16 protein-coding genes are annotated in these 20,760 nt (G+C 60.5%); 7 read left to right on the forward strand and 9 right to left on the reverse strand.

What is annotated here, in order from left to right; genetic code table 11:
- Nucleotides 1-353 precede the first annotated feature (353 nt).
- Both C493_RS20880 and C493_RS22395 read left to right on the forward strand, forming a co-directional pair.
- Nucleotides 354-2,132, forward strand: a complete 1,779-nt coding sequence (locus tag C493_RS20880; RefSeq protein ID WP_007261485.1) for a hypothetical protein — start codon at nucleotides 354-356, stop codon at nucleotides 2,130-2,132.
- Between the two features lie 145 nt (nucleotides 2,133-2,277).
- Entirely contained in the window at nucleotides 2,278-2,880 is a 603-nt protein-coding gene (locus C493_RS22395; protein WP_241430930.1) for a glycosyltransferase family 4 protein, read from the forward strand.
- A gap of 297 nt (nucleotides 2,881-3,177) precedes the next feature.
- Here C493_RS22395 and C493_RS20895 read toward each other — a convergent pair whose 3' ends face one another.
- The 4 genes from C493_RS20895 to C493_RS20910 all read right to left on the reverse strand — a co-directional run bounded on the left by C493_RS20895 (nucleotide 3,178) and on the right by C493_RS20910 (nucleotide 10,309).
- A complete protein-coding gene (locus tag C493_RS20895) occupies nucleotides 3,178-5,643 on the reverse strand; it encodes a hypothetical protein (protein WP_193787918.1) in 2,466 nt (821 codons plus the stop codon).
- Between the two features lie 245 nt (nucleotides 5,644-5,888).
- Complete coding sequence (locus C493_RS20900) at nucleotides 5,889-7,832, reverse strand: methyltransferase domain-containing protein (protein WP_007261489.1); 1,944 nt, start codon at nucleotides 7,830-7,832, stop codon at nucleotides 5,889-5,891.
- Nucleotides 7,833-7,838: 6 nt separating this feature from the next.
- Nucleotides 7,839-9,302, reverse strand: coding sequence for a flippase (locus C493_RS20905; RefSeq protein WP_007261490.1), 1,464 nt, complete (start codon nucleotides 9,300-9,302; stop codon nucleotides 7,839-7,841).
- Between the two features lie 410 nt (nucleotides 9,303-9,712).
- Nucleotides 9,713-10,309 carry a DUF7344 domain-containing protein gene (locus tag C493_RS20910; protein WP_007261491.1) on the reverse strand — a complete coding sequence of 199 codons (597 nt, stop codon included), beginning with the start codon at nucleotides 10,307-10,309 and terminating at the stop codon, nucleotides 9,713-9,715.
- 747 nt (nucleotides 10,310-11,056) lie between these two features.
- On the opposite strand from C493_RS20910, the gene C493_RS20915 reads away from it, so the two are divergent.
- Nucleotides 11,057-12,007, forward strand: a complete 951-nt coding sequence (locus C493_RS20915) for a transcription initiation factor IIB (RefSeq protein WP_007261492.1) — start codon at nucleotides 11,057-11,059, stop codon at nucleotides 12,005-12,007.
- Between the two features lie 98 nt (nucleotides 12,008-12,105).
- Here C493_RS20915 and C493_RS23550 read toward each other — a convergent pair whose 3' ends face one another.
- Nucleotides 12,106-12,282 carry a hypothetical protein gene (locus C493_RS23550; RefSeq protein WP_007261493.1) on the reverse strand — a complete coding sequence of 59 codons (177 nt, stop codon included), beginning with the start codon at nucleotides 12,280-12,282 and terminating at the stop codon, nucleotides 12,106-12,108.
- 665 nt (nucleotides 12,283-12,947) lie between these two features.
- Here C493_RS23550 and tnpA point away from each other — a divergent pair.
- The 3 genes from tnpA (at nucleotide 12,948) to C493_RS20930 (ending at nucleotide 16,385) form a co-directional block, all read left to right on the forward strand.
- A complete protein-coding gene (gene tnpA / locus C493_RS20920; protein ID WP_007261494.1) occupies nucleotides 12,948-13,337 on the forward strand; it encodes an IS200/IS605 family transposase in 390 nt (129 codons plus the stop codon).
- On the forward strand, nucleotides 13,334-14,569 hold the full coding sequence (locus tag C493_RS20925) for an RNA-guided endonuclease InsQ/TnpB family protein (protein WP_007261495.1): 1,236 nt from the start codon (nucleotides 13,334-13,336) through the stop codon (nucleotides 14,567-14,569). Before tnpA ends, C493_RS20925 begins: the two co-directional genes overlap by 4 nt.
- Nucleotides 14,570-15,071: 502 nt before the next feature.
- Complete coding sequence (locus C493_RS20930; RefSeq protein ID WP_007261496.1) at nucleotides 15,072-16,385, forward strand: orc1/cdc6 family replication initiation protein; 1,314 nt, start codon at nucleotides 15,072-15,074, stop codon at nucleotides 16,383-16,385.
- 410 nt (nucleotides 16,386-16,795) lie between these two features.
- Here the strand turns inward: C493_RS20930 and C493_RS20935 are convergent, their stop codons facing one another.
- The 3 genes from C493_RS20935 to C493_RS20945 form a co-directional block, all read right to left on the reverse strand.
- Entirely contained in the window at nucleotides 16,796-17,866 is a 1,071-nt protein-coding gene (locus tag C493_RS20935; RefSeq protein ID WP_007261497.1) for a hypothetical protein, read from the reverse strand.
- A gap of 178 nt (nucleotides 17,867-18,044) precedes the next feature.
- Nucleotides 18,045-18,515 (reverse strand): hypothetical protein, encoded by a 471-nt coding sequence (locus tag C493_RS23970; protein ID WP_007261498.1) that lies wholly within the window; start codon nucleotides 18,513-18,515, stop codon nucleotides 18,045-18,047.
- Nucleotides 18,512-18,838, reverse strand: coding sequence for a hypothetical protein (locus C493_RS20945; protein WP_007261499.1), 327 nt, complete (start codon nucleotides 18,836-18,838; stop codon nucleotides 18,512-18,514). The genes C493_RS23970 and C493_RS20945 overlap by 4 nt, the downstream gene beginning before the upstream one ends.
- 303 nt (nucleotides 18,839-19,141) lie before the next feature.
- Between C493_RS20945 and C493_RS20950 the strand changes: the two genes are divergently transcribed.
- Complete coding sequence (locus tag C493_RS20950; RefSeq protein WP_007261500.1) at nucleotides 19,142-19,387, forward strand: hypothetical protein; 246 nt, start codon at nucleotides 19,142-19,144, stop codon at nucleotides 19,385-19,387.
- 623 nt (nucleotides 19,388-20,010) lie between these two features.
- On the opposite strand, the gene C493_RS23185 is transcribed toward C493_RS20950, so the two are convergent.
- On the reverse strand, nucleotides 20,011-20,760 hold a 750-nt coding region (locus C493_RS23185; RefSeq protein ID WP_206537605.1), incomplete at its 5' end, for a hypothetical protein.

Consider the following 20,760-nt stretch of genomic DNA (forward strand, 5'->3'; position numbering starts at 1 on the left):
GAACACTGTCCCAAATCTCGTCGCCCTCGAGTCGGGATCGAGACCGCGTCGTCGACCGTTTCGATGCGGGTGTGAAGCCGACAGCATCCCGATCGAAAGCCGCCGAGTCGGAAGTAAGAGGCTATTACTACGGATCTATTCTCCCGAACGGCCTCGAGAAAAGTCGAATAGGGCTGCGAGAGCTGGTAATATACTATTACCGGCACGATTCCTAAGAAAGACCGATATACAAATTATCGATCTAATTTGCTAATAATATTGTCTCTAGAAACCCACGTAGCAGATGAAGTCTGTAAATTTTAAATATAATAGAGGAGAAAGTTTATGGTGGTAGTTCCGGACTACTCGACTGCATGGCACGCGACTCTTCGGTATCGGATGACGATCGGTACGTCGGCGGCGAAACGCAGCCGGCGTCCGACGGTGATAGCGATAGTGGACTGATCGACCGGCGTTCGTACATGAAGATAGGTGCAGCCACGGCGGCTGCCGCGGCGTTGACGGCCGGCGTAAGCGCCTCGAGCGACGATTACGACGTCATCGAGGCCCGCGGACAGGTGATCCGGCTCGACGACGAGACGTTCGAGAACAAACTCATCGACGTCACCAGCGGAAACGACATCTCGATCATCGTCGACGGAACCGCGACGGTCCGCAACGTCGGCGTCCATGGCCTCTACCGAGGCGACGGGTTCATCTTCACGGTCACCGCGTCACACGGTACCGTCGAGTTCGAAAACGTCTACGTCGGCGACGGCGCCAACAAGTCCGGCTCGAGTTTCACGCACGGCCCCGGCGGGTTCTTCTATCACGCGAGAGCGAACGCCGACGTCGTCTTCCGCGAGTGCAACGTCCAGGGCTATCCGAACAACGGCTGGTACTGTTCGAACAGCGCCGGCAGCGGTTCGGTCACCTGGGAGCGCTGTTACGGAAAGAACAACGGCGTTTCGACGTTCCGCGCCGCGAACCAGGGCGACACGCTGCGCGACTGCGTCGCGTACAACGACGACACCGATTACTCGACCGAAAACGGCAACTGGGGCGGCTACACCGAAGACACCGGCCGGCCGCTGTGGGTCTGGCCGCCCGGCGGCATCACCGTCGAAAACTGCCAGTTCGACGCCGGCAGCTACGGCTCGGCCGTCGTCACCCACAACGGCTCCTCCGTCAGTCTCGACGGCGGTGCCGTCTCCGGCGGCGCACAGGGCAGCGTCAATCTCTCGAGCGCCGGCGACGATCCCGACCTCTCGGTCCCCGAGGGCGTTCCGACGTCCGCCGAGGAGGCGGCAACCGGCGAGGGCGCGAGCGCCTCGAGCGGCGCGGACAGCGAGGACAGCGAGGACGAGGAGCAGTCCCACGTCCTCCTCTTCGACGGCGACGCCGCGGACGTGACGCGTTACGAGTTCGTCGTCGACGGCGACGTCGAACCCTCGAACGACGAGGGGGCGTCGATCGACGCGGCGACTGAAATCGACGACGACACCGTCCACGGCGTCGTCGCAGACTGGCGCGACGCCTTCCGGTTCGACGGCGACCTCGAGAACCTCACCGTCGACGGACCGGCGACCGTCCTCCTCGACGGCGAGGAGATCGATCCCGACGAGGTCGGCGCCGAACTCCCCCACGTCCTCGAGGTCGAGGGCCAGGGCGAGCCGACGAGCTTCGAACTCACCGTCGACGGGACGATCGAGCTCGCGGACGACGAAGACGAGTCGACCGCGATTTCGGGCTCGACGGTCCAGAGCTCTGTCACCGACGAGACGTTGCCGTTCCAGTTCTCGGGCGCGCTGACCGACGTGACGATCATCGACGGCGACGCGGCGGTCCGACTCGACGACGAGGAGATCGATCCCGACGAGTACGGCGAGACCGAACTGCTCCCCCACGCCATCGTCTTCGACGGCACCGAGACCGACGAGCCGAGCTCCTACGCCTTCGAAACCAGCGGCGCGGTCCACAAGTCGACCTATCAGGACGCGACGATCAGCAGCGACGACGTCATCGAGGGCCAGACGGTCCGCGGCGTCGTCGATGACTGGCTCGACGCCTACTGGTTCGACGGCGACCTCGAGGAGTTCACGCTCAACGGGGACGCGGACGTCGACATTCAGTACAACGCCCGCGATCAGTAACGAGCGGAGTATCACACTCGAGACGGTGCCAAAAAGAGTCGCACCGATTTCGAACGACGACCGGGACTGAAACGGATCACCTCGCTTTCTGCGTTCGCACTTCCGCTGACGCCGTTCAGGTCAACTGCGCGATCGTTTCGCGCGGATCGACAACCCCACTGGCCGTGACCACGCCCCAGATCGCGAGTCCGACGGCAATCACTCCGAGCAGCAACGGACTGCTCGATGCGGTAGCGCGAACCGACGGCCGACAGGAAGTACACGTGGTCGGTCGGGGGCCGAGAAGGCGGGCGTCCGTAACCGAGCCAGCGAACTCGGGCTCGACGACCGCGTCGTCGTCCACGGTGCAGTCCCTCATCCCGAACTGCCGACTTACTACGCGAGCGCCGACGTATTCTGTCTACCGAGTCACAACGAGAGCTTTGGCATGGCCAACGTCGAAGCGATGGCAGCCGGATTGCCGGTCGCCACGACGAGCCTCGAGGATATTCGGACGTATCTCACAAACGGCCACAACGGATTGCTCGCGCGGGTCGGCGATCCACGAGATCTCGCGGACAAACTCGCGATGGTACTCGAGAACCCGCAGCTTCGGCGGCAACTCGGCCAGCAGGCTCGCGAGGACGTTCGGGCGACGTTTACCTGGGACGAGCAGGCCCGCCGACTCGAGCGGTTCTGTTACGAGACGTTCGACCTCGACGAACCGAAGTCGACGCGGGAATCACAGCCGATTTCGACGACGGGTTGACAGCGCGGTCGCTCTCGGATTGGATGCAGTGAAAGTGGCTCCCGCGCCTGAAACGGAAACAGATGCTGGCACGCGAACTGCTCCGGTACTGGATGACGGTCGTCGGGAGCCAATCGTCCCTTCGAGTGCCGTGAATAAAAGTCCTTCCGCCCGACACCTGCAGTGAAAACCGATGCGGGGCGGCGTCGGCGGTACCGGATCGCCCTCGATGGGCGCCGCCGGTCGGTTCGGTAGGGGCGCTACTGAAACGAGGCACACACTGAGCGCAACGTCCGGCGATCAGGCGTGCAGTGACGGTCAGTGGCTACTGTACTCGCTTCGAGCGTTGTACTCGACGTCGACGTTCGCGTCGCCGGCCAACGTGAAGTCGGCGATATCGCCGTCGAACCAGTAGGCGTCGCGGGAGCCGTCGACGCTGCCGCTGACGGACGTCCCCTCGATGACGTCGCCCTCGTCGACCGTGGCGTCGCGGTAGTTCGCGACGAGCACGTCGCCGTCGATCTCGAACGAGTAGGTCGTCTCGCCGTCGGCGTCGGTGCCGTCGATCACGATGGCGTGGGGGAGCAGTTCGGTCTCGCCGTACTCGTCGGGGTCGACCGGTTCGTCGTCGACGTAGACGTCAGCCGAGCCGTCGACGAACGTAATGTCGCTGATCCCGCCGGAGAATCGGTAACGCTGGACGTCGTCCTCGACGATACCGGTCAGAATGTCATCGGAGAGATCGACCGCATCGGGGAGCGCCTCGCCGGGGAGTCGATCGATCGTCCCGTCGACGGTGATCTCGTAGCTGGCCTGGGACTCGTCGCCGACGACCGTCAGCGTGTGGGGCAGGTCCTCGCCGTAGTCGCTCGGATCGACGCGCTCGCCGTCCAGGTAGACGTGGGCCGGTCCGTCGACGGTGAGTTCCTCGAGGTCGCCGGTGAACCGGAAGGCGTCGCGCCAGCCGGCGACCGAGCCGGTGACGGTGCCGCTGTCGATGACGTCCTCGTCGTCGATCGTCGCGCCCTCGTCGGTCGACTTGCGGACGGAGCCGCCGACCGCGAACTCGTAGCGGCTTCCGCCGGACGTGCCGACGCCGTCGATCAGAATCGTGTGATCGTAGCCGTCGTCGTGCCACGGCATGTCGCCCTTCCAGTCGTCGCCCGTCGCCCCCTCGAGGGGGTAGCGGCTGGGGTAGGAGTCGACATCGTTGATGAGGGGGTAGGCGGGCCCCTCGATCGTGACGTCGATGAGGTCCGTATCGAACTCCCAGGCGTGGGTACCGTCGACGACGCGGCCGGCCGCGCGGTGGCCGTCGTCGCTGACCCACATGTACTCGTCCTCGATTTCGGCGTCGCGGTAGGTCGAAGGCTCGATCGGGCCCTCCTCGACCTCGAAGTAGTAGTCAGTCGGCTCGTCTTCGCCCTCGGCGACGAACTGGTAGGTGTGCTGGAGTTCGGGGTGGTCGCCGTGCCACGGCATGTCACCCTTCCAACCGTCGCCCGTCGCACCATCGAGCGGGTAGCGATCGAGGTGAGACTGGACGCCGTTGATCGTCACGTCGGCCGAGCCGTCGACGGTGGCGTCGACGATGTCGGTATCGAACTCCCAGGCGTGGTGGTCGTCGCTGATTCGACCCGCGGCGCGGGCCCCGTCGTCGCTGACCCACATGAAGTCCTCGTCGATGGTCGCACCGTTGGCCGTCGAGGGCTTGATCGGGCCCTCCTCGACCTCGAAATAGTAGTCGGTCGCCTCGTCTTCGTCCCGGCCGGCGAACTCGTAGACGTGCTGGAGGTCGTCGTGATCGCCCTCGGGTTTGTCGGAGCCCGAAGGGTTGTCTCCCGACGACTCGCCGCCGGCGGCCTCGCTCGCTGACGTCGGAACGCCGTCGGGAACCGAGAGGTCGGGGCTGCCCCCGTTCTCGACGCCGTGGCCCTCAGAGTAGCTGCCGGAGCCGGACATGCTGTAGCCGCTGTGTCGGGTGTCTTCGACGTGGGTCCGTGAGCCGGATCGTCCGTAAATCGACGAGCCGTTACCGTAGGAACCGCCGTCGAAATCGCAGCCGGAAATCTCCTGGTCGCCCCAGCCCCAGAACGGCCGACCCCGGTATCGACCGCTTCCGTCGTTGTACGCGACGGAGTCGACCACTTCGCTGTCGTCGGAGATCCGGAACGAGGAGACGTAGTTGTTCTTCCCGAAGCAGTTCTCGATCCTGACCGTCCCCGGCGTGTCGTACGCCGCCGCGCTGGCGTAGATCCCGTTGTTCGGCCAGTCCTCGAGGTAGACGTTTCGAATGTCGAGGTGACCGGAGTGACCGCGGTGGACGAAGATTCCACACTGTCCGTGCGAGCTGTAGGAACTCGGTCGAACGCAGCCGTCGCCGAGGTAGACGTTCTCGATCGTCGACGTGTTCCCACCCTCGTCACGAGCGACGATCGCGTGATTGTCGTGAGTGTGCGTGCCGCGGAATCCGACGTTGCGGATCGTCCAGTTCGTTCCGCTGGCGAGGATCGTCATCCAGTTGCCGTTCGTAAAGTCGATAATCTTGTTCTCGAACACCTCGCCGTCGTCCAGTCTGTAGTTACTGTTGTCCGCTTCGATAACTTCGACGTCCTCGTCGCTCGCGCTGACTGCGGTCGCCGCCGTCGCGGCGACGGTCGCCGCACCGGCGAGTTTGAGATACGATCGCCGGTCGATTAAGCCGTTATTACCCGCGCTATTTCCGTCTGAGAGGCCGCTGTGGCCTTCCACATCATCATCCAGTTCCGAACTGTCGCGTGCCATACGATCAGTTCAATAAGCTATTACCTACATAAGTTTTCTGGAAATCTTGAATAAGACGGTGCGATAGTAATGTATTCGAGAATGTATCTGTATCTTATATGTACATACATTCAATTCTTCTGGACTATTTCGTCTAGAATACTATGACAGTAACGAGTGGTGGGAGACGGGGCTAGACTGGGCTGGGCGATATATCGTCCGACCGCGAGGCGCGATCTCGGAACCAGCGAGAACCGACGAGTCCGTTATCGAGGCGATAGCGTGGCCTCGAGGTCGACGTCGGAGAGATTCTCGAAGACGTACTCGACGATTTCCGAGCGTGACTCCATCTTCTCGGTGTACGTACTCACGGCGTCGAATCGCCAGTCGAGTTCGAGACGGTGCAGGTAGACGCTCGGGAGGTACAGTTCGAACGTTCGAACCGGAATCCCGACCTCCCGACAGTAGCCGCGGATCATCGAGCGCATGATTCGGGCGTACTCGTTGTCCCCGCAGAAGACGGTCCGGAAGCCGTCTTCGAGCCCCCCGAAAACACGCATCGCCGTGTTCAACGCCAGAAAGCCGGCGTCGATGATCGGCGAAGCCTCGAATGCGCCGTACTCCCAGTCGATCACGCTCGTCACGTCCGATCCGTCGACGTGGATGTTTCCGGCCAGGTAGTCGCCGTGGACGGGCGTAAAGAAGGTCGTGACCGACTCGTCGATGGGCGGCGGCTCGATGCCGGTCGGCGCGAAGCTGAGGTCGTCTCGGACCTCGGCCGGCGACCGCGTGACCGTAGGGCCGCGAAACGCCTGCTGGAACTCGATGAGCCAGTCGAAGCCGAGCCGGAGCACCCGCTCGTAGGACCGCAGGTTACGCGAGAGGTCGTCGGCGAGTGGCTCGCCGGCCACGGGCGTCTCCACTCTGGCCTCCCCACACGGCGTCTCGACATCGGTCCCACGGGGTAACGTCTCGACGATCGGCTCGTTCGACACCTGCAGCGACGAGAGGACCGCGTTCTCCCGCTCGGTGAACGGCGCGTGCGCTCGTCGGTTCGGGAACTTCCAGACCGTCTCGAGGCCGTCGTCGTCGGTTTCGAGGACGACCGATCGGGTTCGACCAGGGACCAACAACGGATCGTCGAACGTCGTCGACCGCTCGAGCGAGCCGCCGTCGGCGTCGCCGTTCTCACAGACCGCAAGGACGCTCGGATGGAGCCGATCGAGCAGTCCCGTTCGGTTGGCAAGCGAGACGAGCGGCTTTCCCATCCGCGCGAATCGGCCGTAGTCCGAGAGCAAAATCTCGGCGAGCAGGTCGACGGCCCGCTCGTTGTCGACGCCGAAGACGAACAGCGGGCGGTCCGCCGTCGGGAACAGCGAGTACAGCGACGCCGAGTCGAATCCCGCCGCCGTTATCATCGAACGATAGGTCCCCGGCGTTCCGTCCGTGAGTGCTCCACTCGGGATTGCTTCGGTGGTATCGGCATCGAGGAGTTCCGTCAGCCCGCTCCGACGCGACCAGCCGTCGGCGGTGAAAACGAGCGTCCCGTCGTCGGTGAGATACTCCGACAGACGAGACAGCCGCGTTCGCATCTCACCCGTACTCGAGCCCGTGAAATCCGCGACGATGGTATCGAACGAGTTCGGCCCGAAGGGGAGTCGGTCCTCCGTCGTGTGGAGCGGAAGCACGCGCTCGGTCCCGTCGTAGTCGGTTCGCGTCGCCGCGACGCGTAGCTTCTCGAGGTTCGAATCGACAGCGACGACCGAGTCGGCAAGTTCACTCAAGACGTGCGCCCGGCGGCCGAACCCGGCGTCGACGTCGAGACACCGGCCAGTAATCGTTCCGCCGACGAGCGCGGTCCACGACTCGCGGTTGACGTCGTATATCGTGCTCAGGGCGTCCCCTCTGGCGGGGTGATCCTCGAGGACGGTCGTCGTCGCTTCGCGAATCGAGCCCGTTTCGGCGCGCTCGGCGAGCAGCCGCAGTTCGTCCGGCTCGAGACCGGTCGCATCCGGTTCGTCACCGGCGGTCGGCCGTGTGCCGGCGGCCGGAGTCAGCGACGGGATTCCGTGTTTGAACTCGCCGTCGAAACCACAGTGTCGACAGTGAAGCGACTCGAGCGAGAGCGGCTGTTCACAGTCCGGACAGCGTGAGCGAACGCTGTCGAGCAGCGACGGTTCGATCGTCTCGTTATCTTTGTGTAATGACATTTTTAGTTACAGTGCGTTCGCGAATTGGTCGACGTCGAGCAGTCCGGTGAGAACGGAGAGCACGCCCCAGACGGCGACGCCCAGCGCGATGACGAAGACGAGCGAGAGGAAGCCGGTGACGTGGGAGACGGCGACGAAGACGACGGCGGCCATCGCGCTCGTAACGGCCGCGATGAGCGCAATCCGTCGCAGGAGGAAGCCGACCCGAAGGTCGAACTCCTGGTGGATGATGTAGACGTTCGCGAGCGTGTACAGCGAGTACGTGATAACCGTCGCGACCGCGGCCCCGACGACGCCGATCGTCGGGATCAGGATGATGTTGAGAACGACGTTCATGAGCGCCGTCACCCCCTTCACGATCGCCCGCTCGCGAGCCCGGCCGAGAAAGTCGAGCCCGTTGCTGGTGAGTTTCGTAATCGAACGCAAGATTGCGTAGATCGCGAGCACCTGCAACACGGGAACGGCGTTCAGATACTCGTTGCCGAACAGCAACTCGAGGGCCGGTTCGGCGACCAGCGCCAGGCCCGCGGCGATGGGGATGTAGAGCAAGAGCGTGTGTGAAAGAGCCGTCTCGTAGATCCGAGCGGCCTGGTCGACGTTGCCGTCGGCCTTCTGGGAGCCGTAGGTCGGCGACAGGGTGAACCCGAGCGCCGACGCCGGCGTCTCGACGAACTCGACGACCTGCTTGCTGATAACGTAGTACGAGACCGCGACCGGGTTCAGGAAGAACCCGACGAGGACGGTGTCGACCTCCTTGTCCAGGACGTTCGCCGTACTCGTCGCGGTGAGCGGAACGGAGTACTCGCCGATCCGCCGCGGGAGCCCCTCTTCCACCGACGACGCTCGATCGTGGTTCCGGACGTACCGGACGTAAATCGTCCCGAGGCCGACGACCGTGACGAGCGCGAACGCCAGAATGTACCCGACGAGCGCGCCGACCGCGCCGAATCCGAGGACGACGAAGCCGACCGCGAAAACGAACCGACACCCCCGGTCGACCGCGTGTAGCGTCGCGCTGAATTTGATCGCCTCGAGGCCCTGTAGCATCAATCGAACGTACGTCGCCAGCGCCTCGAAGGCAAGATACAGCGCCCCGAGCAGCAAAAACGGCGTCAGTCCGGGTTCGTCGAGGACGGCGGCGATCTGCTCGTAGCCGATCGTCACGACGGCCGCGACGACCAGGATCGCGGCGACGTTAAACGCCAGTACCGTCCGGAAGATGTGGGGCAACTGTTCCGGATTCTGTTCTTTGTACTCGGAGACGTACCGTGCTCCGGACTTGGCGATGCCGAGCTTGCTGAAGATGCCGAGCGTCGAAAACACCGAGATGGCGAGAAACAACAGACCGTACTCGTCGGGTCCGAGCAATCGAGCGAGCAGGACCATCAACAGACCGCTCGAGACGATCGCGATGATCCGACCGAGGAACTCGACTTTGAATCGATCGGCGAGTTGCTGTGTGAGATCCATGAATACGTAGACGTGCGCTTACGCGACGACCGAAACAGCGGTCGTTTCTTCGGCGGACTGGCTGTCAGAACGCGACGGGAGGGAGGGTCGTCGGGACATAAACACTGACCATCAGAGACGATTCACAGTTTCCTAGTTGGTTATTTCAGGCCTAACCGTAAGTCAGTAGAGCTAACCAGTAAACCGTAGTCGTCGGGAGGCGGTCGACGGCGACGACACCCGCGACTCGTTCGGCGTATTCGACGGCGAAAACAGTAGCAACGGATCACATCGACGTTCCGCCGGAACTCGATTCGGACGGCTGTTCACTGGCGACGGCCGACCGTCGGCTCCGGTTCGCTGACAGCCCTAACTCGCGCTATCGAACGGAACTCGAGAATTCACAGCGACAATCCCTGCCCGCCGGACGGTTACTCGATACGAGAGAGTTTGCCGTCGACGTTCTGTTCTTGCTGGCGATTCGAAACGAGATGCGCGACCGAGAGAAGGAAGAACGCGACGACGACGACTCCAGCGAGGCCGAGCGTCGGGACGGCCGCCAGCCCCGGAACGCCGAGGAAGGCGCCGGCGACGACAGCGGCACCAACGACGCTCATCCCGGCGTACCAGCGGTCCCACCGATCCTGCTGATGGCTGTCCGTATCGAGGTACATCATCAGCAGGTCGGCGTTGTCCGACAGCGAGATCAGGCCGCGGTCCTGATCGTACTCGACGATTCCGGCGTCGTCCATCTTCGGCAGATGGGTCTGGTAGAGCGCGACGTAGACGCGCTTGCGCTGATCGGAGCTCAGCGCGCTGACTTCGGTGTCGTTCTCCCAGGCCGCGATCTGTTCGGCCAGTTCACCGAGGGTTACCGTATCGTCCGACTCGAGTAAGTACGCGAGTACTTCTCGTCGCCGGCGGTTTTTCAGGAGCTCGAAGATGACGTCCTTCGAGAGCCGCTGTTCTTCGTCCTCGTCGGCGACCGATGCAATTTCGTCTGGGAGTGAGGTATCGATTGACGACATTTATGCTTGGCCTCCGGACAGGGGGGTTGTGTTCCGACCCGATCGGTACCGAGTACGATACGCGAAAGGGCTGCCAAACTCTCGAATCGACAGGTACCGCCGTTCAGTCGGTCGGCAAGTCGCAGTCACGGTTGACACACCAAGTTGTACACCAATACTGACAGTCTTAAGGACGGCCACGTTTCGCACCGGCTGCAAAGCGGGTATGGAACGACTTCTCGGCGCGTCTCGCGCCGAGTAACGTCGGCATTCCACCGGCCGAGGATCGAAATCGATAGACGGCAGCGGTATCGACCGATTGTTCGTTCGTATTGACCGCGTACACCGGCGGCTAGTACGCGTACAGGACGGCGAGCGCAACCCGAGGACAGCATTACGACACGACACTGCTACGGAACGTTTGCTCCCAGCGACATAAAGGCGAGCGACAGTTCGCCGCTGAAAGCTGCATTTACGCGATGAATAGACGGTTTACATCGCCGCCGCGTCGAAACAATAGCCGCATTTCATGAGATAACGTCCCATACACCGGCGTAGGGCGAAGACCTGCGCCACCGCTTCGCCCAACACGGACCGATGGGACACGGTCTCGGCACGGTTCAGTCGGCAGCCTCGAGTCGGGGACGACGGCGCGCGTCGTCTTCCGCTCGTTTGGCTCTTACCGCGAGTGGCCGCTGCGTAAGTCGGTGTTTCTCGCGAAACCATGTTAACCCCTTACAGTGCCTGCAGGATTTGTAGGGGACACTGATGACGCGGTCCATCATTGATCAGACCACGAACGAGTCAGCAGAGACAGAAGCGGGCCTGTGTCCGGATTGTGACACCGCGACGATCATCCACGACCCGGACCGCGGCGAGCGCGTCTGCGAGGAGTGTGGACTCGTCCTCACCGAGGACCCCATCGACTACGGCCCCGAGTGGCGCGCGTTCAACGCCCAAGAACACGACCAACTCTCCCGCGTCGGCGCGCCGCTCACCCAGTCGATGCACGATCGCGGGCTGACGACGACCATCGACTGGCGCAACAAAGACGCCAACGGCCGCTCGATGTCGTCCGAGAAACACGGCCAACTCCACCGGCTTCGGGTCTGGCAGGAACGGATCCGGACGAAAAACGCCGGCGAACGCAACCTGAAGTACGCCCTCTCGGAGATCGATCGCATGGTGAGCGCGCTCGGCGTTCCGAAGCCGGTCAAAGAGACCGCAAGCGTCATCTACCGCCGCGCACTCGAGCAGGATCTCATCCGCGGCCGATCGATCGAAGGCGTCGCAACGAGTTCGCTCTATACGGCCTGTCGTAAGGAAGACATTCCGCGAAGTTTAGAAGAAGTAACCGCCGTCTCGCGCGTCGATCAGCGAGAGATCGGGCGCACCTATCGGTACATCGCCGACGAACTCGACATCAACCTCGAGCCGACGAACCCGCGGCAGTTCGTACCCCGATTCTGTTCGGAACTCGACGTCAGTAAGGACGTGGAAACCAAGGCCGTCGAGATCATCGACCGGACGACCGACCAGGGGCTTCACTCCGGGAAGTCTCCGACCGGCTTCGCCGCCGCCGCGATCTACGCCGCCGGCCTGCTCTGCGAGGAGACGATTCCGCAGCGAGCCGTCGCCGATACCGCACAGACGACCGTCGTCACCGTTCGGAATCGCTACCGCGAGCAACTGGACGCGATCGACCAGCAGCCCGCCTGATCGGACTGGGCTCCGTCGTCAGTGTCGGCGCAATCGCAACGACAACTGGTCGCGATTGCACCGGATCGTCGGAACAGCACCCCGTTCGTTCCGCCCGGCTACATGATCGACCGCTCGTCGCTTCTGTAGAGTTCCTCGTTTGCCAGCGCGTGAAGGTTTGCGTACGGCACGAACGCGAGGAACTCGTCGTCTTCGTCGTACAGCTCGAGGCCCTCGTCTTCTCGCTCGTACCGTTCGCACTGGATCTGACCTTCGGGAAGGATCGCGCGATACATACCCGGCTAGACGGTATCCAGGCAAATATAGCTGGGCGGTGACTCGAGGGAGAGTGGATTTCGTGTGTTCTCGAGACTCGAGTCCGCGGGGAAATTCTGAGACGAGTGATATCGATATCCGTAGTGGAGTAACAGACGAAGAGGAGGACTTCGACCACCGCTCACTCGAACGGAAAGCCGATTCCTGCGAACCAGTGTCGCCAGACACCCCTCTATCGATGTGTTCCGGGGGAGAGTACATTTCGTGTGTTCGTATTCACGAATACCGTGTTGAAGGTCGAGGGAGCCGATAGAGACGTGCTATCGGAATCGGTCAAAACACACGAAACAAACGAAATACGGTTTTATAATATGCACCCCTCAAGAGGATGATCGCGAATCGAGATGAGACAGACACCCCTCTATCGAAGTGTTCAATCTCTTTCGGAGGGGGAAGGGAGAGACTGTCTGTCCGACTACCAGACTCAGCTATAACAGTTCTTCTCCACCATTGAACCCGTTAGAAGACATATACCGGTGATACATAGTGCGAGCGCATACCCGCGTCTTCAGGCGCGGGTCGAGCGGTAGGCATAGTGCGTCCGGCCCACGTTGCTACAATCGGCCGTATTTCCCACTTCACTCGGTAGTTTTAAGACCGTTGCTCACCATAGTGTGTCGTACGGATGAAGACCACACGGCACGCGACCTACAACCTCAACTACCACATAGTGTGGTTGCCGAAGTACCGCAACTCGGTGCTGGTTAACGAGGTAGAAGACCGTGTGCGCCGAATCCTCCAAGAAATCGCCGACGAAAAGGGATTGGAGATCGTCGACCTCACCATCCAATCCGACCACGTTCACTTGTTCGTGAGTAGTCCACCGAAACACGCCCCGTCACTTCTCGCCAACTGGTTCAAAGGCATCAGTTCGCGGAAATACAACCACCGCTACGCCGACCACGACGGCGAGAAAATCAAGTGGGCGCGCGGCTACTACGCCGGAACAGCAGGACACGTCTCAAACGAAACGGTTCAAGACTACATCCAGCGTCACGAGGAGGACGAACAGTGACCGAACTCACCGAGACGCTGGAACTCAAGCTTGTGGAGCCAAACGCCCACAAGCACCGCAAACTCTGTGAGACGAAACGGGCGTACCAAGACGCCCTCGAAGCCGCGTTCAACACAAACTGCACCACTCAGACCGAAGCGAACGACGTGGTAGTCAACTACGACCTGAGCGGTTACGCGAAAAACGCTCTCAAGAAGTACGTCCCGCAACTCTGCGGAGGGAGCTACGTCGCGAAAGAGATTGACGACGACCACCCGGTTCGGTTCACGAACGAAGGCCCGAAGCTCGACCACAAGCCACAGAACGGGATCGAGTGGTACGTCAAAATCCCCCACCACGACGACTACCACCTCTGGTTGCCCGCGCAACCGAACCCCGAACAGCGAGAGTGGCTCGAAGCGTTGCACGCGGGGGACGCGACAATGGGTGAGTGTCGGCTGTTCGATCGGGACGGTGAGTGGTATTCCCACATCGTCGCAACGCGGGACGTGGAGGAACGACCCAGTTCGGCGGACGAAACGCCGATTGGGGTAGACATCGGGGAGGCCTCTTTGTTAACGGTGTGTCACCGTGACGAGCGCGGCTCCCCGGCTACACCCAACCTTTGGAACGACGAAGGCAAACAGGTTCGACGGTTCCGTGAGACGTACTTCACGGCGACTCGACGCCTTCAGCAACGCGGAAGTGAACGTATCGCAGAGTCCTACGGGGATTCGCTTTGGCGGCAGATAGACGACATTCTCCATACGGTCACGTCGGGGGTCGTCGCCTACGCCGACCAATTCGAGAATCCCGTGTTGGTTCTGGAAGACCTCACGCATATCCGCGAGAACATGGACTACGGCGCGTTCATGAACCGGCGCTTGCACGGATGGGGCTTTGCGAAGATGCACGCCCAACTCCGCTACAAAGCCGCCGAGAAAGGGATTCGTGTGGAGACGGTGAATCCCGCGTACACCTCGAAGACGTGCCACTGTTGCGGAGAACAGGGGTACCGCCCCGATCAAGCAACGTTCAAGTGTTCCAATTCGGAGTGTTGGGTTTCGGAGTACCACGCGGACATCAACGCCGCGCTCAATATTGCAGACCGCTACCTCGGCGGAGAGAGTCATTCAAGAGAATACACGGATGGCGATGACTCGGCTGAGGAAGGGGGCCGTTTGACCGGCCCACAAGACAGCCAAGTCGATGCTGAAGCCCAGCAATTGACGCTTGGAGCGTATGCGTCTTGAAACCTTAGGGTCGAATCGCTCGGCCTGAAATCCCATGGTGGGATTCCCGCGACTTGAGGCGCGGGAGGAGGTCAATAGAAGACCGAGAGCTGTGTGTAATATCCTCCTTGAGTACTGCTCTTCTTCTAGCTTTCTAGAAAGTACACTCACACCCCTTTATCGAAGTGTTCGATGTGCACCAGACGAAGCGTTGCGGTGTTACTACAATAGCGTCTGTAAACGTTCTACGCTGTCTGTCAAAGATACGAACCACCATAGTTCCGGAATTATCGGACCGAGATTCGGACCCGTCCACTGGACCACCGCGCTAGAACACATCGAACACTTCGATAGAGGGGTGTCTGTCGCAATGGACGAGGGAACACTTCGCTAGAGGTTATCGGAAGAGACGTACCATCCCCAATTAACCAGTGAAACAAACTGCCTTTGGCGCCTGTTCCCTATTATTTCACTCCGATAAAGGCCATATATATTTTTATAGCTGTCTTGAGCCTTCATCGATATGAGCGACGATTCCGAGCCAGAACAATCGATCGAGGACATGCTGTTGGAGTTCGACGATCAAAAAGGCCTCATCCGGGACCGATCGCTTCTCGATCCGAACTATATCGTTGCGGAGGATCGAATCGTCGGTCGGGACTCACAGTTGCAGGAAGTAACGAAGATGCTCCGAGTTGCACTCGGCGATAATCGCCCACCGAACCTCTTTCTGTACGGACCGTCCGGAACTGGAAAGTCGCTCATCACGAAAGCAGTCTGTAAGAATCTCAGTCGAATCTGCGAATCCCGAAACATTCGCTTCGGCACAATCGAGCTGAATTGCCAAGACTTAGACACTCTCGGAATTGCTGTATATGAATTAGCGAGTCGTACTGCGAACGAAGGCGGCGTTAGTGTCGAGGTCCCCAAACATGGTGTCGCAACTAAGGAGAAATGGGACGAACTGTATCGGATCGTCAACGAGAACTTCGACTCTGTAGTGTTCGTGCTCGACGAACTCGATATGCTCGTAGGGCGACGGGACAAAAAGGAACCTGCATTCTCACGACTCCTGTATCAACTCTCTCGGGCTGGCAGCAACAACGATCTGACCGCCTATATTTCCGTCGTCGCGATCTCGAACGACACGAAGCTGATGGAATCCGTCGGCAGTCGTGCACTGAGTTCGCTCACGCCCGAGGACGTACACTTCGACGATTACGATGCGAATCAACTGCAGGCAATCCTCCGGAGACGAACGGACGCATTTTACGAGGGCGTCTTGGACGACGACGTTATTCCACTGGCCGCTGCGTTCGCTGCTCAAACACACGGTGATGCACGGAAAGCAATCGATCTAATGCGAGTCGCCGGCGAACTCGCCGAGCGCGAGGGTGACGCCCATATTCGAGAAGACCACGTCCGGCGGGCACAGAACAAAGTCGAGAAGAACCGCGTCCTCGAGGTCGTTCGAGGAATCAGCACGCAGAAGAAATTCTGTCTCTATGCGACTGCAGCCGTAGCCGCCGAAACCGACGCTGAAACGGCTCGCAGTCCGATCGGCTACCGAGTCTACGAATTCCTCACTGACGCAATCGGCTCCGATCAGTATCATCAAGAAACCTACGTGAATAAAATGAAAGAGCTAACGACGTATTCGCTGGTCGACTTCGAACGCCGAAGTCACGGGCCGAGTTCGGGCATGTTTCTCGAATTCCAGTTCGGTGAACGGCCCGAAACGATACTCGAGACGCTTCGAGAGGATTCCCGGATTGGCTCAGTCTCGCCAGACGAAGTACAGTCAGTCGTGCGAGCACAACTTCGTCACAAAACGTAGTAGTCAACCGAAGCCGTGTCTCACACGCCAATTAGTACGCTTTGATCACACACCTCTATCGATGTGTTCTCACGGAATACAGCTCTTCTGCCCACCAATTCATAGTTTTGATGGTTACAGAAAAAATAACCTAGTCCAAATTATGTCGCCTCAACGCAATATACTACACCCCTCTATCGAAGTGTCGACCGTCCCTGGACTCACGTGTCCCGGTCAGATCCGCCTCCGTGGACAGCCGTCGTCCCCGACCAGCACTCGCTCGGCCGTCCTCGAGGGTGACCGCCGACGACCGCTCGAGCGACGGACTCGAGACTACCGAACCGAGGCGAACAGCCGCGAGCGGGGACGGCGTCGGTTGGTGAGTGGGTGATCAGCGCCCGCTCGCGGGGTCGGCGGTTGCGTGGACGGGTCTAGCCGTGGACGCCACCCGTCTCCGGATCCGACGGGTCCGGGTCGCCCGTGTCGGTCGTCTCGCCTCGGGTTGTCTCGTTCCGAGTCGTCGCGTTCTGGTTCGTCTCGGTTCGACTCGTCTCGGATCGGTTCGTTTCGTTCCGCATCGTCTCGGACCGGTCCGTCTCCCCTCGGGTCGTCTCGTTCTGAGTCGTCTCGTTCCGAGGCGTCTCCCCGGGGATCGAGGCGTCCGCCGGCAGGACGAGCCGGCGCTCGGTGTACTCGAGGCCGTTCTTGCGCTCAGTCTTCCGGCGCACCGCGAGGCGGTTCTTCGAGAGGTCCAGGGCGGCGTCGATCGTCCGGGAAACGAGCTTCTTCGCGTAGCTCTCGCTGACTCCCGGTTCCTGGCGGCGGATCCAGTGGCGCAGGTCGCTCGCTTTCACGTACTCGGCGACGTCCTTGCAGCCCCGATCCCAGGGATCGTCGCCGACGCTCGGATCGGCGCGGGCCTGCCAGAGCTTCGCGGCGAGTCTGGTCGGCAGGGAGTTCGCCGCGGCGCGGCGTCGATCCTCGTCCATCCGAGCGAGTTGCTGGATCGGGAGCAGATCGCCGAACGAAAGCGAGACGTCGCCGCCGCGCTCAAGCGGGTCCGCACTCTCCGGGAGGCGGTAGTACGCGCGGCCGTCGTCTTTCGTGATGCGCTCGAGTCGGCCGTCGGCGACGGCGACCGCGTGTTCGTCGACGTGCTCGGCCCGGAGGTGGGCGCCTTTCTCGAGTTCGCGCGACTGGAGCTCCGCGACGCGGTCCTTGTTCGCGCCGGCCTTGTTGCAGATGGCGTCGGCGAGGCCCTCGAGTCGCTCGGTCGTCCGCTCGCAGTCGGTGGCGCGGCCCTCGAGGTCGTCGGTGCGCTCGGCGAGCCGGGCGACGGTCTCGCGCAGTCGATCGCGGTCGCGCTCGAGGTCGGCGATGCGTTCGTCCTTGCGCTCGAGGTCGGCCTCGAGGGACTCGAGGCGCTCGCGAAGGTCGTGGAACTGCTCGGCGAGGGTGCGGTCAGCGGACGATTCGGTCGGGGTGGATCGTGGGGATGGCATTGGTAGTGGTGTGGCGTGGTCGGAAAACGGTGCGACGAGGGCGGGGTGACGAGGTGGCTCGAGTGTGGGAACTCGAGTGGGTGAGTTGGACGCAGGGACTCGAGTCGTCGCGTTGGATGCAGGGACTCGAGTAGCCCCGGTCGAGCGCAGGAACTCGAGCGGTGCCGCTTGACGTAGCTTAGCTCGAGTCCCCGGACTCGTCGGCGATGACGCGATAGCGCAGCGCGAGCATCACCGGGTGAAGCTGGGCGCGGACCTCGCGGAGGTGTCGCCTGGCCAGCGCTCGCGTCCGCTCGTCGAAGGGCTCGGTCTCGGCGAGGGACTCGAGGAGCCGTTCGGTTTCGGCGTCGATGGCCTCGAGTCGGGCGACGTACTGCCTGGCGAGCAGGATCTCGAGGTCGGCCCGGCTCGAGTCGGATTCGGCTGTGGTGGGTGAGCTGGGTGGACTCGAGTCTGAGGCGGACGAATCAGTTCGACTCGAGTCGGCGACGGCATCCGACTCGCTCGCGTCCCGGTCGCGATCCGACGCAGTCGCATCCCGGTCGCAATCCGACTCGCTCGCGTCCCGGTCGCGATCCGACGCAGTCGCATCCCGGTCGCAATCCGACTCGCTCGCGTCCGAATCGGAATCGGCGGGCTCGTCGTTCATCGCGATCCCTCGGTGGGGATGGGGTTGGGACGCGGACCGTCGGACCGATCGCGATCGAGTTTCCGACCGCGTGGCGAATCGGACGCAACCCGCACGGCCCGCGGCTCGGCGGTGTGGCCGCTGGACAACGGGCCTTCGGGGTCGTCGCTCGAGTCGGCGCCCAGCAGCGGACTCCTCTCGGCTGGAAGAACGTGGAAACTCGAGTCGCTGTTGGGCGGTCGCTCGAGGAACGGGCGCTCGCGCGTGCGCCCGTAATAGAACAACGGTTGCTGTGCGTCGTTCGCCTCGCCATCGCGGTACTGGGCCGACGCTACGTCTGGCACGTGAACCCTACAGTTATGGGTCCGTAGGCAATCTTGTCGCATGGCTTCTGAATCCCTGGCTGGGAACGGAAGCCGCGTCCGACGTGCGCCAACACGTCGGGCAGTTCTCGACGAGTGCCCGATGGGGCGGCTTCCGTACGATACATTAACCCACGGTAGTAAATACTTTACTCACTATCTCTGAGTGATAGCGCATCTATATTGTCTGTAAGATAAGAGATAATGATCGAATCCTCACACATCGCAGGGAATATGAATACGGTCAGCAATACTGCGAGCGTGGTTCGACAACCTGCGGAGTGGATGCAGCCCGTCGACGACCGAATCCTCGAACTCTTCCGCGAGCACGGAAATCTCACTCCTGCGGCAGTCGAGGAATTCGGTGGTCCCTCGAGCAGCCACGCCAGCCGCAGGTGCAAGCAGTTAGCCCGGTACGGCCTTCTCGAGCAGATCGTGACTGGTCTCTATACGATCACCGAGGAGGGTGAGGCGTATCTCGATGAGGAGTTAGATGCGAGCGAACTCAAGGCGACTTCCGAGACTTCATAGGACTTACCGAACAGTGATTGCGCTACTGTCGCTGCACTCCAAAGCGCGCTTGTGAACACGAACCAGCTCCATCCGAACGGTCTGTTCGTTAGTTCTGTAATATTGAGAGCAGAATATAGATAGAGAGGTCGAATTGTCGGCGGTACACGGCAAAGAAAGATATGAACACAGAAAGTCCGCTCTCGTGTTCATATCCGAGAAATAATTCCTCACAACGTGCAACCGGCGGGAGAAGGGACAATAGTCGTGCCTCTGACTCAGTTGTCCGGAAGACATCGGGTAGACCGATGTCGGAGCTCCCATCCAATGGTGGTGTGTCAATCGGACAGGTTGATCGGAGATCAAGCGCCTATCAACGTTGGAATGATCCCGATCAGTAGCGGGGGTTTACGAATGTCTCAGTTCGACGGAACCTGTCAAGCATGACAGTACTCCCATCCCCGCTAACTGTCGCTTTTGAACAAGGATGATTAAGCCTACTGATTTGGAATATAGGTTGGTTCACACAAGTATCGAGGTCTCGTGTGCATATTAGAGAAAGCAGATCTGTCGACGATCAACCGCCAGAGGGAGAAGAAAAGGAATGAGATATTGCCCTCTCAAACTCACTTAGCTAAATATTCCTATGACGGAAAGTCATCCATTTCTGACCCATAGCCACCTTGTGGCTCAAATTGATTCTCAACTGTTTCAAAAGCCATTTCGGATTTTTTGTCCGGCACCCTATTATTGAAAATCTTTGATTTAACACTTTGTTTTAAACCGGCTGTAGTATTACCTTGCTTATACATAGCTCTGAAATCACGGTTTTCATGTATATCGTCTGAATCGCCATATTTGAGAATTCCAGCGTCTTTGGCAATTTCTAGCAACTCATCAGCCCGTTTATCAAACACAGTCTCCTTCTCTTCTCCCGAGGATCCAACTAAACACAAGTCTTTAAAGCGACCCACGAAATTCTCCCTGTTGAATTCTCGGGGTTCATCAACTTCACCATGTTGTTCTGTCAACAGAGACATTAGTGTCTCTTGGAGTGAAATCATCGGAGGAGCGTTCAATGATAAGTAGACATCTCGGTTCTTTGAATCTTTGTAGTCTATACCATCAACTAGCGGACCATGGAGTTTCCCGTGCTCAATTGTTCCATCTTCGTATTTGAGTACATATTCTTTCTCTGAATCCTCGTCATCATCTGGTTCATAGTCATCATCTACTGTGCAGATGGCATATTCATTGGGTGCACCATGCTGAAGATGTCGAAATTGAACATCAGGATATTCCTCCTTCGCTCTTGTGTAGCACTTTGTTGATTTCACAGCGTTGCTTTGACAGCGTGTTTGAGCGCTTCTCTCCCTGGTTTTCGCAGTAACTTT

The organism is Natronolimnohabitans innermongolicus JCM 12255 (assembly GCF_000337215.1).
GTDB classification, from domain to species: domain Archaea; phylum Halobacteriota; class Halobacteria; order Halobacteriales; family Natrialbaceae; genus Natronolimnohabitans; species Natronolimnohabitans innermongolicus.